Origin of the sequence: Pectinatus haikarae (genome assembly GCF_050916305.1) — a bacterium.
GTDB classification, from domain to species: Bacteria; Bacillota; Negativicutes; order Selenomonadales; family Selenomonadaceae; genus Pectinatus; species Pectinatus haikarae.
Genome location: NZ_CP116940.1, coordinates 2,222,538 through 2,243,820, shown reverse-complemented (window position 1 = coordinate 2,243,820; position 21,283 = coordinate 2,222,538). Strand labels below are relative to the sequence as shown.

The window sequence follows — 21,283 nt, the reverse complement described above, 5'->3', positions numbered from 1 at the left end:
ACAAAGCTTTTTTATATATCTTTTCTGTATTTTGCCGGAATAGCATCCAAGAACCGGCTTACAGTGTTTTTTCGACCATGCTCGCTGATTTTGCTTCTGCTTATATAAAGATGTTTTTTAGCACGTGTGAGTGCGACATAAAAAAGTCTTTTCTCTTCATCAAGACTGCCTTCCTTTATTGCTAAATATGCCGGAAAAATCCCGTCCTGCATTCCGGCAAGAAAAACATAATCAAACTCGGAACCTTTGGCCTGATGCACGGTAATTATAGGTATTCGATCAATAGCAGAAATCATGCGGTCCATTTCATTATTGGACAATGCCGTCATTTTCAATAATTCTGCCAGACAATCACGCGGAGCCGTGCCAGCATTATCATTATATTTAGCTATAAGGTAAAATTCACGTATATGATCAATTTTCTCCGGTTGATTTCGATAAAATTCCTTTATTTTAGTCACGTTCATTATTTTGGCGATAAGTTCATATGGTCTCAAAATAAAACTATTTTCAATTAGCTCATTCAGCTTTACAGCCATCCAGCGAAATTGATCAACATGTTTTCTCAAATAGTCCCTTCGCAGCGAAGCAGTTGGGATGATATCATTTTTTACAGCATGCATAAGCAGTGAAGCCGTTGCCATCACATCATCAAATGCATTGTGAGTCGGTTTTTCTTCTATAGAAAAATAATCGCTTAAAAAAGAGAGCTTATGGTTTGGTAAATTAGGATAGAATCTTCTATATATATCCAGAGTATCATAGCTGGTCAAAAATTCTGGTTTCGGTAAATTCATCCTATTCAGCTGACTGCAAAAAATACTTATATCATAGCTTACATTATGCCCTACGATCACTGCTCCGATAGAAAATTCCCGGAAAGCGGCAAGTATTTTTTCGGGAGGTTCTCCATTTTTTTCCAAATATTCATCAGAAAAGCCATGCACATAATATGATGTTCCGACCGTTTTTATTGGTTTTAATATATGGACAAATCGCTCTTTGATCTTCCCCTCATGATCCAGCCTGACCGCAGCGATTTGGATTATTTCATCCCTGCTGGTATCAGTTCCTGTGCTTTCAACATCAAAAACGATAATTTTTTCCTCTTGCACTGCCTGTAAAAGAAGACAGAAGGGATCATTGTCATCTTTGTATGTTCTTTCATCAATAAAATCCACCAGACTGATGCCAACTTTTCTATATGCAGCTGACTGTACCGTATCTATCGTCTTTTCACCTATCCCAGCTGCGAATTTTTTCAAAATTCTTTGCAAACTGCTGCTGTCATATCTATTCATCAGTAATTTAAGGAACGCCATAACATCTTTTATTTCCTGACGCCTGAAAAACTTAAATTCATCGACCATTATAAAATCAATTCTTTTTTCTCGCTGCACATTTTCGTTTAAATTGTTTAAGTAGCGGCTCAATCGTTCATTATATTTATTGCTGCGTGTTAAAATACATATTCGACACCTGTCGGACTTACCCAGCTGCTGTATTTCATCGAATATCCATGCCGCTTCATTCTCGGCATTTTCAGCTTCTTTGACGGTTATTTTTTCACCCTGCAGCCCATTTGCTGATTTTACTGCCGATTTATATACTTTACGCACGCTTTTGCCGAATAAATTTTCCAGGCAGTCATATGATGCATTCAATAAAATTCTGGTTGAACGGTAGTTTTCATCAAAAGCGATTGTAACCGGTTTATAATCAATTTTATATTTGTGCAGAATTGATTCGGGATCAGACCCGCGCCATTCATAAATAGTTTGAAAATAATCACCGCACAGCAGGATATTGTTATGTACAAACAGACGGGATAAAATATCATATTCCAAGCTGCTGGTGTCCTGCATCTCGTCTATATTGATATATTTATATTTGTGCCGCCATATTTTTACTACTGCATCATCTTTAAATAATTCGTATGTCCGAACAATGAGGTCTGTAAAGTCAAGCCCATGCATATCAGCTAACTGCCTGTTATAATCAGTCACTATATCCGCACCATTTTGTTTCACCGCCTCCAGCATTCTTTCATCCTGATAATATTGGGGCGTTACACATATGTTGCTTATTTTATCGATTTGTTCAACGAATAAATGTTTTATTACCTTTGCATAATCACTCTTCACATCATCTGTACAATAATCATAAACCGCCCGATATTGTTTGACCAAATCAATAAAATATTGCAATGCCTTATTTGAAGCTATCCCATAGAAATTTACTTTTCGCACAACTTCCTGGCAGTCATCCTCATCAAAAATGATAAAATCAGTAAATAAATCCGAAATTTTTTTCGCTTCAGCTTTAATTACATCATAGCAAAAACTATGAAAAGTACATATTTTTACTCCGGCACCTTTTTGGGCAAGTAGTATCGAGATACGTTCCTTTATCTCTCCGCAGGCCTTATTAGTAAAGGTAAGACACAATATTTCTTCCGGCAGCGCCTTTTCCTTATCTATTATGGCAGCTATTCTGTATATGAGCGTATTTGTTTTTCCTGTACCGGCAGAAGCACTGAGAAGTACATTATGCTCAAGCTCATTCACCACTTCCAGCTGTTTGTCATTTAATATTTTATCCATGTTGCTCCCATATTATCACTCTATGCATTTTACTGCTAAATCAATATATATTGTAATTCTTCTGCCGGAAACATTGTGCAAGGCACTATTCTCATTGAAAAAGCTCCAGCTGCCCTCATATAAAACTCTTCAATCTTATACAGGGGTGAACCGGAGCTCGTGATACCATCCTTATTTACGTTCCTCCCCCGCCCAGCTATAATACGCTTACCGCACTATGAGCTCGTACACTTATTGTAAGCAAAAACGAGTTGATCGTCAACATTATCAATGCTTCCAATATTTTTAGTTCACGCAATCCACTGCTTTTCCATATTCATATCGTCGTTCTTTACATCAGCAGCATCATATTTTGCTATCAATACCGTTATAATAATGACGCTTGCCCTCCAGAGATTATCATTCAAGCTTCTGTTCAAAACATTGCCTCTGGTCTGAAGTAATACTCTGTTCAACTAAGTCTTTTGACATACGCGCATATTCTTTTTCTGATACGAAATCTCCGCTCACAGCATAATAAAAATAGAAAAAAAGGCAGAAAAAACTTCCTGCCAAAAGTATTATTAGTATATTAAGCAACCTCTTCATAAAATCAGCCTCTTTTTTGCAAAAATAACAGCAGATAATATGTCCCCGCAGAGCATCCTCCGAAAATTATCAAATAGTCAAATAAAAATTTCTCTAAAGACAGTTTTGCAGAAATAAAATCGTCAGAATGCTGGTATTTCAAACAATTTTTTAAAAGTTCAACCCTTGAAGCCATTTTTTGATATTATCGCTTTCTTTTGGTGCTGTATCATCCCAAACAGCAAGTCCTGCCAGGATATCTGCATCTGGCTGCAGCTCTTTAATTTTATTATCAATACCGGACAAGCCACTTCCTTTATGAGTGGTAAACGGAATAATCACCTTGCCCGATAAATCATGCTGCGTGAGAAATGTACGTATCGGCGGAGCGAAAGTATACCACCAAACCGGCGTGCCTATAAAAATTACATCATAATAATTCGTATCGATATCCTGTTTTAATTCGGGTGTATAGCCTGAATTTACTTCCTGTTTTGCTTGCGCTACAACAGTATCATAATCTGTGGGATACGGATTTTTGGGTTCGATCTCAAACAAATCTCCTCCCGTATTTTGCTGAATAATTTGGGCAAATTGCTGAGTATGCTTTGTATGAGAAAAATAAGCTATCAAAATCTTTTTCCCTCTCAAATTGCTTGTTTCACTATTTTCTGCTGATGCCGTTTCTTTTTCAGGCACAGTACCATTTACCGGCTCCTGCTGTACAGCTGCGGCTTTTTCGTCCGTTTGACTGCCGCAGCCTGAGACCAATAAAAACAGTCCAAGCATTATCATTAAATAAATTTTTTTTTGTTTCAAACGCATTATCTGCTCCTCCGTTTCAATTTGCCTTATTTTATTCGCATCAAAAATATATTGTAAATAAACCGATACTGTGCATTTAATCATTCAAGTTTGACTGGTATAATTTTTTTAATACTCTCCTGCTTTTCCTTATAGACACATTTTAAAAATAGCTTCAACATCTACTGGTGTCAGCTTTTTATATCCTGACAGTATTCCATTGGAACAAGCTTTCTTTGCCATAATAGAAAAATTCTTATCATCAATGCCAAGATCAGATAATTTGCTTTTAAGACCCAATGTATCAAATAGAAAGTCTTTAAATTTCGCTATAGCTGCCTTTGCCCCAGCCATATCAGAGAGTGCAGCGTCAACACCAAAAACATTTACACCAAAATTTTTGAATTGCGGTGCTGTTGTCTCATCCAAAATATATTCCATCCAGCGCGGTGCAAGAATTGCCAGACCGTGTCCATGCGTTATATCATAAAATGCCGAAACTTCATGTTCGATCATATGACATGTTGGAGCCATAACCGTTCCTGTACCAAGAAAGCCATTAAGTGCCCATGAAGCCGCCCACATTAAATTAGCACGTGCTTCATAATCATCTGGTTTACTGATAGCAATAGGTGCATATTTTATCACAGTCTTAATGATTTCTTCCATAATACGATCAATCATATCCATTTTGCCTTCCGGATCGGCAAAATAGAAACAATCAAATATGTGCAAAAGTATATCTGCACTTCCGCAGGCAGTTTGATAAGCACTGACTGAAAAAGTATTGGCCGGATCAAGAAAAGAAACCTTCGGCTGAAGCAGCGGATGCACCAATCCCAGCTTTTCATTTGTTTCCATATTGCTGATAACACCGCCGCAGTCCATTTCCGAACCGGTCGCTGCGATCGTTAATACTGTAAATAGCGGAAGAGCTTGAGTTACTGGTACTTTTCCGCTGACAATATCCCAGCTGTCACCGTCATAATATCTCGCCGTAGCAATTGCCTTAGAGCAGTCAATAGTTGAACCTCCGCCCACGGCAAGAATAATATCAATTTGTTCTTTTTTACAAATCGCTGCCCCTTTATTTACAGTCGTATGCCTTGGATTCGGTTCAACGCCGGCCAACTCAAATACTGTCAATTTATTTTTCTTGAGCTCTTTCATGACACTATCATAAAGACCGATACGCTTAATTGACCCTCCTCCGTATACCAGCAGTATACGTGAACCATATAGTTTTATCTCCTCCCCTAAATGATTTAACTGATTCTGCCCAAAATAAATTTTAGTCGTGTTTTGAAAAACAAAATTTTTCATTTTAAATTATCCTTTCTTCTTATACGATGACTTCATTGCAGCATTTTCTCATGTAGACAGCGGTTTGAAATTTCTATAAAGTACGCCTCCTGTTTTTATATAATTATTCAGTTTTATTCTGGATTAATTTTATCGTATCACTTGAAGCTAACTCCATCGCAAGTGTTTTTGAAAAAATAAAGGAAAAAATCCGAAAAATTATTTGCTTATGATATCAGTTGATGCTGCCAACTCTTCCTGTGCTTTATATTCATCAATTCGCTTTTCCAAACATTCAATAGTAGCTTTCAATGCCTGTGAACCAAATACAATACGAAGCGGCGCAGGGTTTTGTCCTGTACTTTCAATAATACGCGCAGCCATTTTTACAGGATCACCGGGTGCCAGATTCTTGGAAGCATCCAGCATATCTAAAAATGCATGAGAAGACTTATATTCCGGCATGAGATTTGCTATTTTTGCACTGCCGTAGCGGAACTCTGTACGTGCCCCACCCGGTTCAACAATAGTCATGCCTATGCCAAACTGGGCCATTTCCTGAGCTACCGATTCACAAAAACCTTCTATCCCGAATTTTGTCGCGTGATACATAGAATTCGCCGGATAAGCAACTTGCCCGCCGTATGATGATATCTGAATAATCCGTCCTCTCTGCTGCAGCCGCATATAGGGGAGTGCCGAACGGATGATCTGAATCGATCCGGCAAGATTTGTCGCCAGAATATGATCAACTTGAGCATCTGAAAGCTCTTCGGCACAGCCAAAAAGTCCATAACCTGCATTGCTGATAACCACATCAATTTCTCCGTATTTTTCAAAGGCTTCAGAAACCGTACGATGTACTGCCGGAACATCGGTCACATCAAGCAGCTGACAATCAAAGGTATCCGGATATCTTACAATCAGGTCCTTCATTTTCTTCCGGCTGCGAACGGTGCCGATAACCCGGTCTCCCTGTGCCAATATCTGTCTTGTCATCTCATTGCCAAACCCGCTGGATACACCAGTAATAAACCAAGTACGCATTTTATATTTCCTCCAAATTTTTATTCATTCTGTATATCAACCTTTTTCCTATTTTTATTTTATGTGCCCTGATACTCTGAATCAATTCCGATTTTCCATACTTTCCATAAGAAAAACTTATTTATTTTGTTGTATAAAATTTGTTGACAATATTACTGAAAATGAATAATCTATTATCACTTGTCCGTTAAGTAAAAAACTATTAAATGACTGGGCCTCATATTAACGGAAAAAAGTAAAACGCCTCCATTATTTCTGGAAGCGTTTTGCCTATTTTTATCTATCATAAGTGACTTTCCAATTTATTTTCTATCAGCAAATGTTCATTGCATGCTCGGACCTGTGCTCAATATATCATCAGCCATTTCTCCTCTAAATCTTTTTACATTTTTGGTAAACAACCCTACCAGTTTTGCAGCCTGACGTTTGTATGCACCCTTGTCAGTCCAAGTATTTGCCGGTTTTAAAATATCTGAAGGCACATCAGGACAATAATCCGGGACCTCGACTTTAAAAATTGAATCATTTGTCCAGCCTATATTATCGAGCTGTCCTTCCAGTGCCGCTGTAATCATGGCACGCGTATATTTCAACTTCATTCTGGAACCAATGCCGTAGGGCCCGCCCGTCCATCCTGTGTTCACTAAATATACCTTGGTATTATGTTCCTGTATTTTTTGTTCAAGAAGCCGGGCATATTTTAGAGGAGAAAGCGGCAGAAACGGTTCGCCAAAGCCTATGGAAAAAGTGGCCTGCGGGCCTATAATGCCGCGCTCCGTACCGGCTACTTTACTGGTGTACCCCGAAAGGAAATGATACATAGCCTGTTTGGGGTTGAGTCTGGAAATCGGCGGCAATACGCCAAAGGCATCGGCAGTGAGAAAGATAATGGCTGTAGGATGTCCTGCCATACTTGGGTGAATGGCATTAGGAATATATTCCAGCGGATATGCTACACGTGTGTTTTCTGTATATCTCGCATCATCATAATCTTCTTTTCGTGTTTTGGGATCAAGCACTACATTTTCAAGAACTGCACCATACTTTATGGCGCGATATATTTCAGGCTCAGTTTCTTCTGTAAGATGGATGCATTTTGCATAACAGCCGCCTTCAATATTAAAAATGCCATGTTCGCTCCACCCATGTTCGTCATCACCTATAAGCCTTCTATTGGGATCGGCCGATAAAGTAGTTTTCCCCGTTCCGCTCAACCCAAAGAAAATAGCGGTTTTACCATCTTTGCCCACATTGGCAGAACAATGCATGGACAATATTCCCTTTTGCGGCAGAATATAATTCATTACCGAGAAAATTGATTTTTTCATTTCTCCACAGTATTTCGTTCCGCCGATTATCACTATTTTATAGTCAAAATTTATTATTATAAAAGCTTCTGAATGAACGGAATCTTCAAGCGGGTTAGCTTTCACACTTGGGAAACAGACAAGTGTGAAATCCTCCGGTGCAGCAGGCGGTTTTTCCGGTTTTATAAACAATTCTTTAAGAAAAAGATGTTGTGCTGCATATTCTGTTATACATTTTATCTGCAGCCTATGCTCCGGATCGGCCCCTACATAGTTATCACTGACATACAGTTTATGATCTCTGGCAAAATTTTTCATTTTGGCGTACAAACGCTTAAAAGTCTCTTCTGTGCAAGGTGCATTATTCGACCAGCTTACAATATTATGAACAGATGTAGTATCCACAATGAATCTATCTTTTGGCGATCTGCCTGTATACTGTCCCGTATATATGCAAATTGCGCCTCTTCTCGACAATACAGCTTCTCTGTTTATTATAGCCTCTTCAAAAAGTTCTGAAACACTGAGATCCCGTGATATCATACGTGCATTGGACAAAATATCAGCTGCCGAAAATTTTTTGTTTTCCATGGGTGGTCAACTTCTTTCATTAATATGATATAGGCTCATTCGAATTTCTTAATATTTTATACTTCTATTTATTATTTTTATTTCCTTCTAATTTTTCAAATAATTTATATAAATTATTGTTTCATTCATTACAGTTATAGTCAGATGCTTTACTTTTTTTATAATATCACTGTTATTTTCCCCATAATTGACTTTGCAATAGTATTTTTATATAATGAAATATATTTGTGTGATTATACAATTTTGGAGGTAGAACAATTTGAAATACATGAGCGGCAATGAGTTGCGGGAAAAATTCTTGCAATATTTTGCACAAAGAGATCATCTTCGTTTACCGAGCTTCTCTTTGATACCTGAGAATGATCCTTCCTTGCTGATGATAGGAGCAGGCATGGCTCCTTTTAAACCATTTTTTACAGGTAAGATGAAACCGCCTCATACGCGCATAACTACAAGTCAGCGCTGCGTCCGCACTGGTGATATCGAAAACGTAGGACGTACTGCCCGCCACCAAACATACTTTGAAATGCTGGGTAACTTTTCCTTCGGTGATTATTTTAAGGAAGAGGTTATACCGTGGGCTTGGAATTTTCTTACTGAAGAACTTGAGCTGCCTGCTGATAAATTATGGGTAAGCATTTATCCGAAAGATGAAGAAGCTTATAAAATTTGGACAGAAAAAACATCTGTAAATCCCGAACAAATAGTTCGCATGGAAGATAATTTTTGGGAAATAGGCACCGGTCCCTGCGGTCCTGACTCAGAAATTTATATAGATCTTGGTGAAGAACGCGGCTGCGGCAGCCCTGATTGTGCTCCGGGCTGTGATTGTGATCGATATCTTGAAATATGGAATCTCGTATTTACACAGTATGACCGCACTGACAGTGGTGAATATCTACCATTGGTAAAAAAGAATATAGATACAGGAGCGGGCTTAGAACGTCTTGCATCGGTCGTACAGGAAAAACCAACCAATTTTGAGACAGATTTATTGTATCCAATTATTGAGTATGCGGCCAATATTTCCGGTGTAAAATATAATCAAGATAACAAAACCGATGTCTCTTTAAAAGTTATAGCTGACCATGCGCGCAGTATTACTGTAATGGTAATGGACGGCATTCTTCCTTCCAACGAGGGCAGAGGATATGTTTTGCGTCGCATATTGCGCAGGGCTGTACGCCACGGGCGTATGCTTGGTATAGAAAAATCTTTCCTGGCAGATGCTGTCGATGTGGTAGCCGAAATTTATAAAGGTGTTTATGAGGGTCTCACCGAACGCAGGGATTATATAAAAAAAGTCATCAGTATTGAAGAAAAAAGATTCCACCAAACACTCACACAGGGTATTTCTCTGTTAGATGAGGAAATCCAAAAACTTTCTGTTGCAGGAACTACGGTCCTTGATGGCGAAACAGGATTTAAGCTTTATGATACATATGGTTTTCCCTGTGAATTGACCGATGAAATACTTCATGAAAATAACCTTTCACTTGACAAAGATGGCTTTGATAGGGCTATGGAAGCACAAAGAGAACGTGCCAGACAAGCTCGTCAAGAAAATAAGCGTATAGACATACCAGATCTGCGTGACCTGGATGTAGAAAAACTTACCTGTGATCCTGCTGCTCGGACTGCCAAGATAGTCTGCATCTGGAAAAATGCCCAGGTAACCGATACTCTGCAGGATGGCGACGAGGCGGGGATAATTTTTGACACAACTCCCTTCTATGCTGAAGGCGGCGGGCAGATTGGTGACTGCGGCGAACTTGTCGGTGAAATGGGTAAGGCTCATGTAGTCAATACGAAAAAATTACCTAATGGAACAGTTTATCATATAGCTTATGTCACAGAGGGATTGATTCGTACTGGCGACACATTAACTTTAAACATTGACATAACTAGGAAATTAGCCTCAGCTCGCAACCATACAGCGACGCATTTATTGCAGGCGGCATTGAAGAAAGTTGTCGGCGAACAGGTAAATCAGGCTGGTTCATCAGTGACTGCCGAACATTTGCGATTCGATTTTTCCAACTTTGAACCTGTTTCGACAAAACAGCTTACAGAAGTTGAAAAAATTGTCAATGATGAGATCCTAAAAGCATTACCTGTCGAAATAACTCATATGGCACAAAAGGAAGCAAAAGAAAAAGGCGCTATGGCTTTATTCGGTGAAAAATATGGTGATATTGTGCGTGTAGTCACTGTTCCAGATTTCAGTATGGAACTTTGCGGCGGTAATCATGTTGAAAATATTGGTCAGATAGGACTTTTCAAAATTATTGCCGAAAGCGGTATAGCAGCAGGAATAAGACGTATTGAGGCTCTGACTGGTTCAGCTGCCTATTCCTATGTAAATGGGCAATTAAACATTCTTGATGAAGCGGCTGCGTCATTGAAGGCAGAGCGGACAAATTTAGTAGAAAAACTGGATACATTGATAAGCGAAAATAAAGAAATCAAGCATCAGCTCCATGTTGTAAAAGAAATGCAGGCCAAATTGGATTCGCAAAAACTTTTGATGGCTGTAAAACCGCATGGCAGTGTAAATGTTCTTACAGGAAAAGCTAACACGGACAATATGGATGAACTGCGCAATCTTGCGGACACTACTTGCGACAAAGTTGAAAATGGAGTGGTAATTCTCGCTTCAGTAATAGCTGATGATAAGGTCAATCTTGTCGTAAAAGCATCCAAGGAAGCTGTTGAGAGGGGTATTCATGCCGGAAGGATCATCAAAGAAAGCGCTCAGGTGCTTGGCGGCAATGGTGGCGGCCGTCCAAATATTGCACAGGCAGGAGGCAAATATGCCAACAAACTGCCTATGGCTTTTGAAAAAGCTCTGTCTGTCTTAGATGCACAGATTGGTAATCAGTGACTACGGCTTTTTCCCGGAAAGGAACGTGATTTTTATGTCCAATATGGAAGAAACGATGATGTTTAAGTTTGGTATTGACAAAAACAAAGCCGAAACAGTAATAAGAGATGTCTGCTCTGCTATGCAGGAAAAAGGATATAATCCCATAAATCAGCTGGTCGGTTATCTGTTGTCGGGTGATCCTGCATACATAACCAGCTATAAAGATGCCAGAAGCAAAATTCGTGGCATGGAGCGTGATGAACTTCTGGCTGAACTGGTGAAATTTTATTTGAATAAAAAAGAAACGTGACGCGGGAGGATGCTATGCGTATCATAGGCCTTGATGTTGGAGACAAGACAATAGGTATAGCAGTCAGTGATGCTTTAATGCTGACTGCGCAGGGAATTGAAACAATAAGGCGTGAATCATGGCAAAGTGACTTACAGCGTTTACAGGAGCTTATAGTTGAATATGATGTTGATAAAATAGTTATAGGTCTGCCGCGCAACATGAATGGCACTGAAGGCGAACGATGTGATATCGTAAGAGAGTTTGCTGATCATTTAAAAGAATCTATTGTCGACAAGGACATTATTTTTTGGGATGAACGACTTTCCACTGTTGCAGCTGAACGTTATCTGATTGCTGCGGACGTGAGCCGCGCAAAGCGCCGCAAAATAATTGATAAAATGGCTGCTGTATTTATATTACAGGGTTATTTGGACAGTAATCCGCAAAAGTTATAAAAGAAAAGGCTGAACCGAAAAATTGGTTTAGCCTTTTCTTTATAATTACTATTTTTCTGTAAAATATTTTTTTTCGCACAGGACAATAAGAATCATAGCGATACTAAAAAGCACAATATAAATCAAAGCCAGATAAAAGCTGGATGCCATTTCTAGTTCTCCTGCAAATATTGTTATCACTGCAACAATAATACCGGATAAAGAACCAAACACCGAACTGGCTGTGCCGGCGATGCTTTTAAAAATGGACATTGTTCTCACCAGCGAACACGGTACAATAAAGCCGCAGCAGCAAAAAATTGCACTGATACAGGGCAATAGCATAAATAAGGAATTTTTCACTATAAACGCCATTAAAAGCATTATAATAGAAATTCCTATTGCGGTCCATGTTGACCAATACATTATCTTTTGAACTGTAAAATATTTACCGGCAAAACGATTAAACATGCAGCCCATGAAATAAGCTGCTCCGAGCAGCAACGCGATATATCCGTAAATAATCACACCATATCCCATAATATTTTGTATAAGAAAAGGCCCTACAATATTAAAAATGACGATTATACTGTACCCTATTCCACCGACTATAGTCATAGACAAAAAAAGAGGATTAAAAAGTACATTTTTGATATTTTTCTCTATAGATACAAAATTCATTTTCGTGTAATTAAGATTGGTTTCAGGTATTTTATAAGTAGTAAAAAGATATATCCCCAACCCATAACAGGTAAAAAAGAAAAAGTCAGCTTTCCATCCAAGTAAATGTTGCAAATAACTTCCTATGAAGGGGCCAATGATAGGCCCCATTGACCAGCTGATGCCAAACCAGCCTGTAGCATTCATCAGTTTTTTTCCTGAAAAACTGTCAACGATCATGGCCCGTGCCACTGCAGCAAGGCCTGCAACACTCACGCCCTGGAGAAATCTGAAAAAATCCAGAACTAAAATATGCGGCGCATAAATACATATGAAACTTGAAACAGTGTATATTATGCTGCTGATTTGCAGAATTTTTTTTCTCCCTACAGAATCCGAACATATTCCAAAAACAATCTGTGCAACACCATAACCCAGCATATACAGGCTGATTCCCAGCTGAACCAGATTTTGCTGGGTTCCGAAATATTTTTCGATCACAGGCAGAGAAGGTACATATAAATCCACGCCTATTCCCATTAAAAAACCTATGGAAAATATAATAATCATAATTTGATCGTCTTTTTTATACAATGAATTTTTCACCCTCAGTATATTTTTTTGGAATATTCCGAGGTTCATTATATACTAAATTCCACAGTGAAGTAAGTACGCACTTTTTAGGAAGACACTCTACAATCAGGTAGTATTCACTCTGATTTTCCTTATATCATTTTAAATAAAAAAATTTTTATGTATGAATATATGTCACAGTTCTTATAAATCTATTATGATCAGCTGCCTTCTGTTTTTTGCAAAACAAAAAGTCTGCACCTCTTAAAATAAAAGAGCTGCAGACTTTCTATACTACACCGGACCGATTGCCAGCGCAATAAATTTAAATCAAAATCATTTGTTGAAAATATTCTTTAAGGCCTGTTTATTAACATCACGATTGAGCTGTGCAAGATATGTTGTAAGTTTTATATCCTTAGGACATACTTCAACACAATTTTGACTGTTTCCGCAGCTCGTGATACCGCCTTTTTCCATTAAGGCATTAAGGCGCTTTTCTTTATCGAACTTTCCAAGAGGATTTAAATTGAACAGATATGCCTGAACAGTAGGAGCAGGTCCGATAAAATCAGACTGCGGGCCAACATTTGGACATGCTTCCAAACAACAGCCACAAGTCATGCAATGCGATATTTCATAAGCTGTAGCAGCTGTATATGGATTCTGAATAGGGGCCGTATTGACTTCCCAGCTTCCGTCTATTTCTACCCAGCCTTGAATGCGCTTAAGACTTTCAAACATAACTGAACGATCAATCTGCAAATCACGTATTACCGGAAAAGTACGTGCAGGTGCAAGACGTATAGGCTGCGGAATCTGATCAACAAGAGTTGCACAGGCTTGTCTTGCTTTACCATTTATTACCATCATGCAGGCACCGCAGACCTTTTCAAGACAATTACATTCCCATACTACGGGCGTAGTCTTTTTACCATCCTTTGTGACGGGTTTTTTCTGAATTTCCATCAAGGCAGCCACAACATTAAGAGCCGGACGATACGGCACTAAAAATTCTTCGGTATAAGGTTTACTGTCAGGACTATCCTGACGTTCTATAATAAAATGTACTGTTTTTTGTTCTGACATTATTATTATTTACCTCCCTTTGCAACATCATAACGACGCGGACGCGGTTTTATTAAAGAGTGGTCAAAATCTCTGTAGGAGATTTCTGGCTCATGCGTTTCCGTATTGTAGGAAGCGATGGTAGTTTTGAGGAATTTTTCATCATTACGATCCGGGAACTCAGGCTTATAATGAGCACCACGGCTTTCATCACGCATACGTGCAGCTTTGCAGATAACCATAGCATAAAGGATCATATTACGCAGCTGACGAACAAACATAGCTTCCTGATTAGCCCAATGCCCCTTATCACTCACACCTATATCATTCCAGCGGGCAAGTATCTTTTTCAATTCATCCATGCAATAATCAAGTTCTTTATTAACACGAACAATCGTACAATATTTATTCATCAAATCGCCCAATTCATGATGCAACTCATGAGCATTTTCTATACCATTCATACTAATAATACTTTCAAAATCATCAACACATGCCTGTTTAGCTGCGGCAAGCTGTACATCAGTGAGTTCATCGCCTATTTCATCACTTTCGGACCAACGGATAGCTTCGGGACCCGAAATAGTACCGGAGTAAGCAGCTGAAAGCAGCGAATTGGCACCAAGACGATTTGCTCCATGATACTGATAATCACATTCGCCTGAAGCAAGAAGTGCAGGAATGTTTGTATTATGCTTTGTATCTACCCATATGCCACCCATCGAATAATGAACTGACGGATAGATCTGCATAGGAACTTTGCGAGGATCATCTCCAACAAATTCCGAATACATTTCCAGAATACCGCCTAATTTACGCTCAAGATATTCCGCCGGTATATGAGACAAATCCAAATATACTCTGTTTTCACCGTTAATACCCAGCCCCTGATTCACACAGACATCATAAATGGCACGGGCTGCAATATCACGCGGCACAAGATTGCCATATGCAGGATACATTGTTTCAAGAAAATACCACGGTTTGCCGTCTTTATATGTCCATACACGACCGCCTTCACCACGGCATGCTTCTGACATAAGACGATTTTTATCAGACCCGGGGATTGCTGTAGGATGTATCTGAATAAACTCACTGTTGCCTATTTCAGCACCCTGCTGGTAAACAGCCGATACTGCAGAACCGTTGCAGATAGTAGATGCTGTGCAGCGGCCAAATATGACACCAGGACCACCTGTAGCCAGTATAACCGCATCGGCAGAAAAAGCTTCAATTTCCATTGAATTCATATTCTGTGCAACAATACCGCGGCATACATTTTTGTCATTCTTTATAATTTTAATAAATTCCCAGAATTCATATTTCTTAACTTTACCTTTAACTTCCCATTTACGAACTTGTTCATCAAGTGCATAAAGAAGCTGTTGGCCTGTTGTTGAGCCAGCAAATACGGTACGTTTGTTCTTCTGTCCGCCAAAATTACGAAGATCAAGAACACCTTCAGCCGTACGCGTAAATGGAACACCCATGCGATCAAACATCTTTATAAGTTTAGGAGCAGTTTCACACATACCTTTTACAGCGGTCTGATCAGCTAAAAAATCACCGCCGTATACGGTATCATCAAAATGTTCCCAAGTTGTATCGTTTTGACCCTTAGTGTTCATGCAGGCATTGATACCGCCCTGTGCACACAAGGAATGCGAACGTTTTACAGGACAATACGAAAATAATTTCAATTCGCCGCCTGCTTCGCAAATTTTAATAGCTGCCATAAGACCTGATAATCCGCCGCCGACAACAATTATATTCTTTTTACTCACGTAGCTTCTCTCCTTATTTTTAATAAAAAACTAATCAATGCATTTTATATGCTGCCATGAATGCAATGGTAACAAGAGATAACAAAACACATACAAGCATCATTACTCTGCCAATGAATGTCTGAATGCGCGGCCCTTTAGCTATGCCCCATGTCATGCATAAAGTGGTAACACCATTGCAAAAATGGAATATAGCAGCAATCATGCCAGCAAGATAAAGAATAAACCATCCCATATTATTAAACATTTGATCAAGTAGAGCATATGAAATCGGGGTGCCTCCGCCTTTTGTGAAAATGCGCAGATCAACAACGTGGATAATTAAGAAAACAAAAAGAAAGATAGCCGTCCATCTTTGAAGTGCAAACTGCCAGTTCCGAGTGTAGCCATATTGTGACGGATTGTTTTTTGCCTGCAGAGCAATATATAATCCATAGATCATATGGAAAAGAAATGGAATAGCAAGACCAAAAATTTCGATTACAAGCATAATGTCATGCGGTATCAAAGCAATTTTGCCAATAGCCTCGTTAAAAGCTGCCGGGCCTCCAAGAGCCTCTGCATTGGTTAAAACATGTTCTAACAAGAATAATCCCATTGGAACGATCCCGCAAATGGAATGCAGGCGACGAATGTAAAATGTTACATGGAACATTATAACCCTCCTATTGTTAATCCCAACTCGGGAAAATTAAAATAAGGAAACTTCGTAACAAACTAAGTTAAAGAATATACACGGCTTGTTATCGGAGCTTTCCGAATCTCTAAAATTAAAGTTTACGATAAGGTTTTTGACCTATTTCGTAGAAATTATTTCCCTCTGAGTCAATAACAACAATAGCAGGGAAATCCTCAACAGTCAGTGCAGCCAGAGCTTCCGGACCAAGTTCCGGATACGCGATCACTTCATACTTTTTCACAGATTTCGCGATAAATGCAGCAGCTCCGCCGACAGCAGCAAAATATGTAGTGCCATTCTTTTTCATTGATTCTATAACTTCAGGTGTGCGGGAGCCCTTGCCAATCATTCCTTTAATGCCTTGTTCAAGCATCGTCGGTGTATACGCATCCATACGCCCCGCTGTTGTCGGTCCGCAGGAGCCAATGGGATCTCCGGGTTTTGCCGGTGTAGGACCAAGATAATAAACAATTTGATCATGCCAATCTATAGGAAGTTTTTCTCCTCTTGCCAAAGCTTCTGTCATGACCTTGTGAGCTGCATCACGCGCACTATAAATAACCCCGCTTATCAAAACACTGTCGCCAGCTTTAAGCTTGCGGGACTTTTCTTCCGTTAAAGGTGTAGTAATACGAATTTTTTCAGCCATTATTAACTTTCCTCCCCTAATTATTATAATACACGTTTACTGTGACGTGTAGCGTGACAACAGATAGTCACGGCAACCGGCAGCCCTGCTATATGGGTAGGACCCCATTCAATATTGACAGCTAATGCAGATGTCGTACCGCCAAGCTGAGGACCAATACCAGTTTTATTAACCATTTCCAAAAGCTCTTCTTCAAGTGCAGCATACTGAGGATGAGCATTGCGGACAGTTAAGGGGCGCAGTAAAGCCCGTTTTGAATAATAAGCGGCCTTATCCATTGTGCCGCCGATTCCAACGCCTATGACCATGGGCGGACAAGGATTACAGCTTGCATGCAGTATAATTTCCATGACAGCCTTCTTAACGCCTTCAACACCGTCTGCCGGAACAAGCATCTTTATACCTGATTTATTTTCACTGCCAAAACCCTTAGGTTCTATTTCAATTTTCAGTTTATCGCCCGGCACCACTTCGGTATAAATAATAGCCGGAGTATTGTTTTGGGTATTCTTTCTATCAAACAGTGGTTCAGCAACTACCGATTTTCTCAAAAAACCTTCCGTATATCCCTTGGCCACTCCAGCATTGATAGCGTCATTGAGACTGCCGCCTTCAATGTGAAGATCCTGACCTATTTCAACAAAAACAATGGTCATTCCTGTATCCTGACAAATAGGCCGATCTTCAGATCTGGCAATTTCAGAATTCTTGATGATCTGATCAAGAACATCCCGGCCTACTGGAGATTCTTCAGTTTCTCTGCCTTTCTTTAATGCTTCATAAACATCTTCAGGCAAATAGTAAGCAGCTTCTTTACACATCTGTGCAACTTCTTGTGTAATTTGTTCTACCTGTATAGTACGCATATAAACCCTCCTAGAATATAATGTCCCCAATGAAATAAATGTTATCACATTTTTAAAATGCTTTCAAGCCTTTAACAGCAAGTATTTACAGATTTAAAAAGGTGAAACTGATTCATTTTTCATTTTACAATATTTATGCTGCGGCTCATCAGTGATAAATATTAAATATTATCATATTGTATACCTGTTTACTTGGAATAAATTTTTATCCCCATAAAGTTCTAAAATTGCAAAGCTGCCTTCTTTTCCGTCACGAGGCAAAGAAATACTTCCGGGATTTAAAAATAATCTGTTTTTTTCATATTTTTCACAATAAACGTGGCTGTGTCCAAAGATAACTATATCTGCACGGTTTCTCCCTGCCAATTCACTCAGATAATCAATTCCCCATTTAACCTGATATTTGTGTCCATGTGTGAGCCAAATTTTTTTGTTCTCCAGCACAAAAAATTTATCTTCAGGAATAGCTGTATTATTCCAGTCACCGTTGCCAGCCACTTTTATAACGGGAACAGTGACCATTTTCTCCAAATATGCGGCGTCTTGCACATAGTCTCCCGCATGCAGCCATATGTCTACAAAAGGAGCTTTTTCAATTGCTTTTTTTACAGCCATCGTATTACCATGGCTGTCACTGATGACCCCCGCTATCATGCCAAATATTCAGCGAGTAATATTTTCATTCTTTTTACTGCTTTACCCCTATGGCTTATTTCATTTTTTTCCAAGGCAGATATTTCCGCCATGCTTTTTTTGCCTCCGCGGATATAAAAATACGGATCATAGCCAAAACCATTACTGCCCTTTGGTGACAATTTTATTTTTCCTTCACATTCACCCTCTGCCTGTAATATTCTTCCGTTTATATCAAAAAATGCCAGAACGCATTTATAACGGGCATTTGATGAATCAACCCCTGCTTTTTTCATCTCACTGATCATTTTTTTATTATTATCACCGTCACTCGCATTATCACCTGCGAATCTGGCCGAATATATACCCGGTCGTTTGTCAAGAATATCTATTTCCAGACCAGAATCATCGGCAAGACATGCCTGACCTGTCAATCTGGAATAAAAGGCCGCCTTTATACGTGCATTTTCCGCAAAAGTATGCCCGCTTTCTACTGCGTCGGGTAATTCGCCAAATTCGTCAAGTGCTCTTATAATCACCGGCAGCTCTGCGAATTCTTCTGCCATTTCTCTTATTTTCCCTTTATTTTTTGTTGCAATAATAATTGTCTTCATTTTTACGGCTCTCTGCCTATCCTCCATCCAAGATGATTCCCTAAAATATTTTTTTGATATGAGATCAGTTCATTGATACCGATTTCAGCCTTCTGCAGCAGTGCGTCAAGCTGCCGCCTGGAAAAGGGATGTTCTTCTCCTGTTCCCTGTATTTCAACAAAATCGCCTCTGCCTGTCATAACTACATTCATATCGACCACTGCACGACTATCTTCCTCATAGCAGAGATCTAAAACTGCATCATTTTCATTTATTATTCCTACACTGGTTGCAGCCAAAAAATCTTTTACAGGAAATATGCTGTGTGTGTCGTAAATACTTTCCATCGCGTCAACAAGTGCAATAAAGGATCCTGTAATCGCTGCGGTACGTGTTCCTCCGTCAGCCTGAATGACATCACAATCAATAATTATATTTTTTTCACCCAAGGCCTTCAAATCCATTATGCTGCGCAGGCATCTGCCGATAAGACGCTGTATTTCCTGTGTTCTGCCGCTCATTCTGCCGCGGGCAGCTTCTCTGGCCGCCCGAGTCTGTGTCGATCCAGGAAGCAGCGAATATTCGGCGGAAAGCCAGCCGGTTCCTGTCCCTTTAAGAAATTTCGGTACTTGCTGAGCTATTGTGGCCGAACAAATCACCTTTGTATCGCCTGTTTCTATTAAAACAGAACCTGCTGGATTTTTTAAATAATGCCGCGTGATTTTTACATAGCGAAGTTCATTTTCGCTTCGTCCATCAATTCTTTTCATAAAGAACCCCCTATTATTTAAAAACATTAGCACTGATCCATCATGCTGTGTGTTTAAACAAGAGTAAATATTGTTATTTCCGGCGGGCAGCCTATCCTAAAAGGAAACCAGCTGCCCGCACCTGTACTTACATAGCCGTAACAGCTATCTTGAATAAACATTCCCCGGACATATTTAAATCCCGGAAAAAGAGGATGCCCGAATATTCCAAGCTGTCCACCGTGTGTATGTCCCGTAAGAGCCAGATCTATATGATTGGCAAACGCATTATCAATAAAATCAGAATGATGTGCCAGAAGAATTTTTACCGAATCGGACGGTACACCGTTCAACGCGTTTTTCATATAGGTTTCTCCAAGCATGGCAAAACGCTCACGATCCTGCGGATAGTCAACACCAATAACAGAAAGCTTATCATCACCTCTATTGATAATGATACTTTCATTTGTCAAAACATGTATATCCGTCTTCGCTAAATTTTTCTTGATAGCGGTCATATTTCTCATATATTCATGATTGCCCCAGCAATAATAAATACCATATCTGAATTTGCCGCAATATTGCCCGATAAGAGCAATGGCTTCTGCATTTATCTTATCATCGTCAAAAATATCGCCTGTAACTGCCAAAATATCCGGGTTTAGGGCAGCTAAGCGATCCATCGTAACTCTCAGTTTGTCAATGGAAAAATAACTCCCGATATGAACATCTGTCAGCTGTGCTATTTTTATGTCTTTCCACGCTCCTGCATTATGTACCTTAATATCATATTTATTCAACACCACATCATTTTTTTCTATGAGACTTCCATATAACACCATTCCCTCTATAGGAACCAATGCCGATTTCATTAAAAAATTACGTCTGGAAAGGTCAACAGAAGCATCCGTGATTATATAATATATTTTAATAATACAATTCACAATCAATGCAAAAGCAGAAAAAAATATCTCAGTCACAAAAACAATTATAAAAAACTGCTGAAAAACAGATATTACAGTTGATTCTCCCGGTATGAATTTACTGCAAAATAATGCAGCCAATAAAAAAATATTAAAAAGTAAAACTCTAAAATATATATTATTTCGACCAATACGAGGATAAAGCTGTCTGATCAGTCTGGCAGATAAAACTGAAAAAATAATAAGCACCGCAAACACACAGGTCAAAAAAATCATAAACATCTTTATCACCC

General features: G+C 39.2%; 19 protein-coding genes. 3 read left to right on the top strand and 16 right to left on the bottom strand.

Going from position 1 to position 21,283, the window contains the following annotated elements; translation table 11 throughout:
• Nucleotides 1-11: 11 nt before the first annotated feature.
• The 6 genes from NXG61_RS10865 to pckA all read right to left on the bottom strand — a co-directional run bounded on the left by NXG61_RS10865 (nucleotide 12) and on the right by pckA (nucleotide 8,221).
• A complete protein-coding gene (locus NXG61_RS10865; RefSeq protein WP_307224734.1) occupies nucleotides 12-2,603 on the bottom strand; it encodes a 3'-5' exonuclease in 2,592 nt (863 codons plus the stop codon).
• 290 nt (nucleotides 2,604-2,893) lie between these two features.
• Nucleotides 2,894-3,022 (bottom strand): hypothetical protein, encoded by a 129-nt coding sequence (locus NXG61_RS10860; RefSeq protein ID WP_432748922.1) that lies wholly within the window; start codon nucleotides 3,020-3,022, stop codon nucleotides 2,894-2,896.
• Nucleotides 3,023-3,341: 319 nt separating this feature from the next.
• Nucleotides 3,342-3,995 (bottom strand): flavodoxin, encoded by a 654-nt coding sequence (locus NXG61_RS10855; protein ID WP_196603906.1) that lies wholly within the window; start codon nucleotides 3,993-3,995, stop codon nucleotides 3,342-3,344.
• Between the two features lie 129 nt (nucleotides 3,996-4,124).
• Nucleotides 4,125-5,297 carry an iron-containing alcohol dehydrogenase gene (locus NXG61_RS10850; RefSeq protein ID WP_307224740.1) on the bottom strand — a complete coding sequence of 391 codons (1,173 nt, stop codon included), beginning with the start codon at nucleotides 5,295-5,297 and terminating at the stop codon, nucleotides 4,125-4,127.
• Nucleotides 5,298-5,495: 198 nt separating this feature from the next.
• Nucleotides 5,496-6,323 carry an SDR family oxidoreductase gene (locus NXG61_RS10845; protein ID WP_307224742.1) on the bottom strand — a complete coding sequence of 276 codons (828 nt, stop codon included), beginning with the start codon at nucleotides 6,321-6,323 and terminating at the stop codon, nucleotides 5,496-5,498.
• Nucleotides 6,324-6,646: 323 nt separating this feature from the next.
• Nucleotides 6,647-8,221: a phosphoenolpyruvate carboxykinase (ATP) gene (gene pckA, locus NXG61_RS10840; protein ID WP_196603909.1), complete on the bottom strand. Its 1,575-nt coding sequence runs from the start codon at nucleotides 8,219-8,221 to the stop codon at nucleotides 6,647-6,649.
• A 259-nt stretch (nucleotides 8,222-8,480) separates the two neighbouring features.
• Here pckA and alaS point away from each other — a divergent pair, with 259 nt between their 5' ends.
• Genes alaS through ruvX form a run of 3 tightly spaced genes read left to right on the top strand, consistent with a single transcriptional unit; the run spans nucleotide 8,481 to nucleotide 11,834 of the window.
• Nucleotides 8,481-11,105, top strand: a complete 2,625-nt coding sequence (gene alaS, locus NXG61_RS10835; RefSeq protein ID WP_307224744.1) for an alanine--tRNA ligase — start codon at nucleotides 8,481-8,483, stop codon at nucleotides 11,103-11,105.
• A 34-nt stretch (nucleotides 11,106-11,139) separates the two neighbouring features.
• Complete coding sequence (locus tag NXG61_RS10830) at nucleotides 11,140-11,397, top strand: IreB family regulatory phosphoprotein (protein WP_196603911.1); 258 nt, start codon at nucleotides 11,140-11,142, stop codon at nucleotides 11,395-11,397.
• Nucleotides 11,398-11,411: 14 nt separating this feature from the next.
• Nucleotides 11,412-11,834: a Holliday junction resolvase RuvX gene (gene ruvX, locus NXG61_RS10825; RefSeq protein ID WP_196603912.1), complete on the top strand. Its 423-nt coding sequence runs from the start codon at nucleotides 11,412-11,414 to the stop codon at nucleotides 11,832-11,834.
• A 48-nt stretch (nucleotides 11,835-11,882) separates the two neighbouring features.
• Here the strand turns inward: ruvX and NXG61_RS10820 are convergent, their stop codons facing one another.
• The 10 genes from NXG61_RS10820 to NXG61_RS10775 all read right to left on the bottom strand — a co-directional run bounded on the left by NXG61_RS10820 (nucleotide 11,883) and on the right by NXG61_RS10775 (nucleotide 21,272).
• Nucleotides 11,883-13,043: an MFS transporter gene (locus NXG61_RS10820; RefSeq protein WP_196603913.1), complete on the bottom strand. Its 1,161-nt coding sequence runs from the start codon at nucleotides 13,041-13,043 to the stop codon at nucleotides 11,883-11,885.
• A gap of 339 nt (nucleotides 13,044-13,382) precedes the next feature.
• Nucleotides 13,383-14,135 (bottom strand): succinate dehydrogenase iron-sulfur subunit, encoded by a 753-nt coding sequence (gene sdhB, locus NXG61_RS10815; RefSeq protein ID WP_196603914.1) that lies wholly within the window; start codon nucleotides 14,133-14,135, stop codon nucleotides 13,383-13,385.
• A 5-nt stretch (nucleotides 14,136-14,140) separates the two neighbouring features.
• Nucleotides 14,141-15,898 carry a succinate dehydrogenase flavoprotein subunit gene (gene sdhA, locus NXG61_RS10810; protein WP_196603915.1) on the bottom strand — a complete coding sequence of 586 codons (1,758 nt, stop codon included), beginning with the start codon at nucleotides 15,896-15,898 and terminating at the stop codon, nucleotides 14,141-14,143.
• 34 nt (nucleotides 15,899-15,932) lie between these two features.
• Nucleotides 15,933-16,553: a succinate dehydrogenase gene (locus tag NXG61_RS10805; protein WP_196603916.1), complete on the bottom strand. Its 621-nt coding sequence runs from the start codon at nucleotides 16,551-16,553 to the stop codon at nucleotides 15,933-15,935.
• A 115-nt stretch (nucleotides 16,554-16,668) separates the two neighbouring features.
• Nucleotides 16,669-17,226: a Fe-S-containing hydro-lyase gene (locus NXG61_RS10800; RefSeq protein ID WP_196603917.1), complete on the bottom strand. Its 558-nt coding sequence runs from the start codon at nucleotides 17,224-17,226 to the stop codon at nucleotides 16,669-16,671.
• A gap of 23 nt (nucleotides 17,227-17,249) precedes the next feature.
• Nucleotides 17,250-18,092, bottom strand: coding sequence for a fumarate hydratase (locus NXG61_RS10795; protein ID WP_196603918.1), 843 nt, complete (start codon nucleotides 18,090-18,092; stop codon nucleotides 17,250-17,252).
• A 171-nt stretch (nucleotides 18,093-18,263) separates the two neighbouring features.
• Nucleotides 18,264-18,746, bottom strand: coding sequence for a metallophosphoesterase family protein (locus NXG61_RS10790; protein ID WP_196603919.1), 483 nt, complete (start codon nucleotides 18,744-18,746; stop codon nucleotides 18,264-18,266).
• The gene (gene rdgB / locus NXG61_RS10785; protein ID WP_432748921.1) at nucleotides 18,743-19,339 is read right to left on the bottom strand and encodes an RdgB/HAM1 family non-canonical purine NTP pyrophosphatase; all 597 of its coding nucleotides are present in this window, start codon (nucleotides 19,337-19,339) and stop codon (nucleotides 18,743-18,745) included. Before rdgB ends, NXG61_RS10790 begins: the two co-directional genes overlap by 4 nt.
• 2 nt (nucleotides 19,340-19,341) lie before the next feature.
• The gene (gene rph, locus NXG61_RS10780) at nucleotides 19,342-20,088 is read right to left on the bottom strand and encodes a ribonuclease PH (protein WP_196603921.1); all 747 of its coding nucleotides are present in this window, start codon (nucleotides 20,086-20,088) and stop codon (nucleotides 19,342-19,344) included.
• A gap of 53 nt (nucleotides 20,089-20,141) precedes the next feature.
• Nucleotides 20,142-21,272 carry a metallophosphoesterase gene (locus tag NXG61_RS10775; protein WP_432748920.1) on the bottom strand — a complete coding sequence of 377 codons (1,131 nt, stop codon included), beginning with the start codon at nucleotides 21,270-21,272 and terminating at the stop codon, nucleotides 20,142-20,144.
• Nucleotides 21,273-21,283: the final 11 nt, after the last annotated feature.

Coding starts and splice junctions, on each gene's coding strand:
- rph (WP_196603921.1), bottom strand. CDS start 20,088: ATGAAAAGAATTGATGGACGAAGCGAAAATGAACTTCGCTATGTAAAA.
- NXG61_RS10820 (WP_196603913.1), bottom strand. CDS start 13,043: ATGATTATTATATTTTCCATAGGTTTTTTAATGGGAATAGGCGTGGAT.
- ruvX (WP_196603912.1), top strand. CDS start 11,412: ATGCGTATCATAGGCCTTGATGTTGGAGACAAGACAATAGGTATAGCA.
- NXG61_RS10850 (WP_307224740.1), bottom strand. CDS start 5,297: ATGAAAAATTTTGTTTTTCAAAACACGACTAAAATTTATTTTGGGCAG.
- NXG61_RS10855 (WP_196603906.1), bottom strand. CDS start 3,995: ATGCGTTTGAAACAAAAAAAAATTTATTTAATGATAATGCTTGGACTG.
- NXG61_RS10795 (WP_196603918.1), bottom strand. CDS start 18,092: ATGCGTACTATACAGGTAGAACAAATTACACAAGAAGTTGCACAGATG.
- sdhB (WP_196603914.1), bottom strand. CDS start 14,135: ATGTCAGAACAAAAAACAGTACATTTTATTATAGAACGTCAGGATAGT.
- pckA (WP_196603909.1), bottom strand. CDS start 8,221: ATGGAAAACAAAAAATTTTCGGCAGCTGATATTTTGTCCAATGCACGT.
- rdgB (WP_432748921.1), bottom strand. CDS start 19,339: ATGAAGACAATTATTATTGCAACAAAAAATAAAGGGAAAATAAGAGAA.
- NXG61_RS10830 (WP_196603911.1), top strand. CDS start 11,140: ATGTCCAATATGGAAGAAACGATGATGTTTAAGTTTGGTATTGACAAA.
- NXG61_RS10865 (WP_307224734.1), bottom strand. CDS start 2,603: ATGGATAAAATATTAAATGACAAACAGCTGGAAGTGGTGAATGAGCTT.
- NXG61_RS10790 (WP_196603919.1), bottom strand. CDS start 18,746: ATGATAGCGGGGGTCATCAGTGACAGCCATGGTAATACGATGGCTGTA.
- NXG61_RS10845 (WP_307224742.1), bottom strand. CDS start 6,323: ATGCGTACTTGGTTTATTACTGGTGTATCCAGCGGGTTTGGCAATGAG.
- NXG61_RS10775 (WP_432748920.1), bottom strand. CDS start 21,272: ATGTTTATGATTTTTTTGACCTGTGTGTTTGCGGTGCTTATTATTTTT.
- NXG61_RS10800 (WP_196603917.1), bottom strand. CDS start 17,226: ATGGCTGAAAAAATTCGTATTACTACACCTTTAACGGAAGAAAAGTCC.
- NXG61_RS10805 (WP_196603916.1), bottom strand. CDS start 16,553: ATGTTCCATGTAACATTTTACATTCGTCGCCTGCATTCCATTTGCGGG.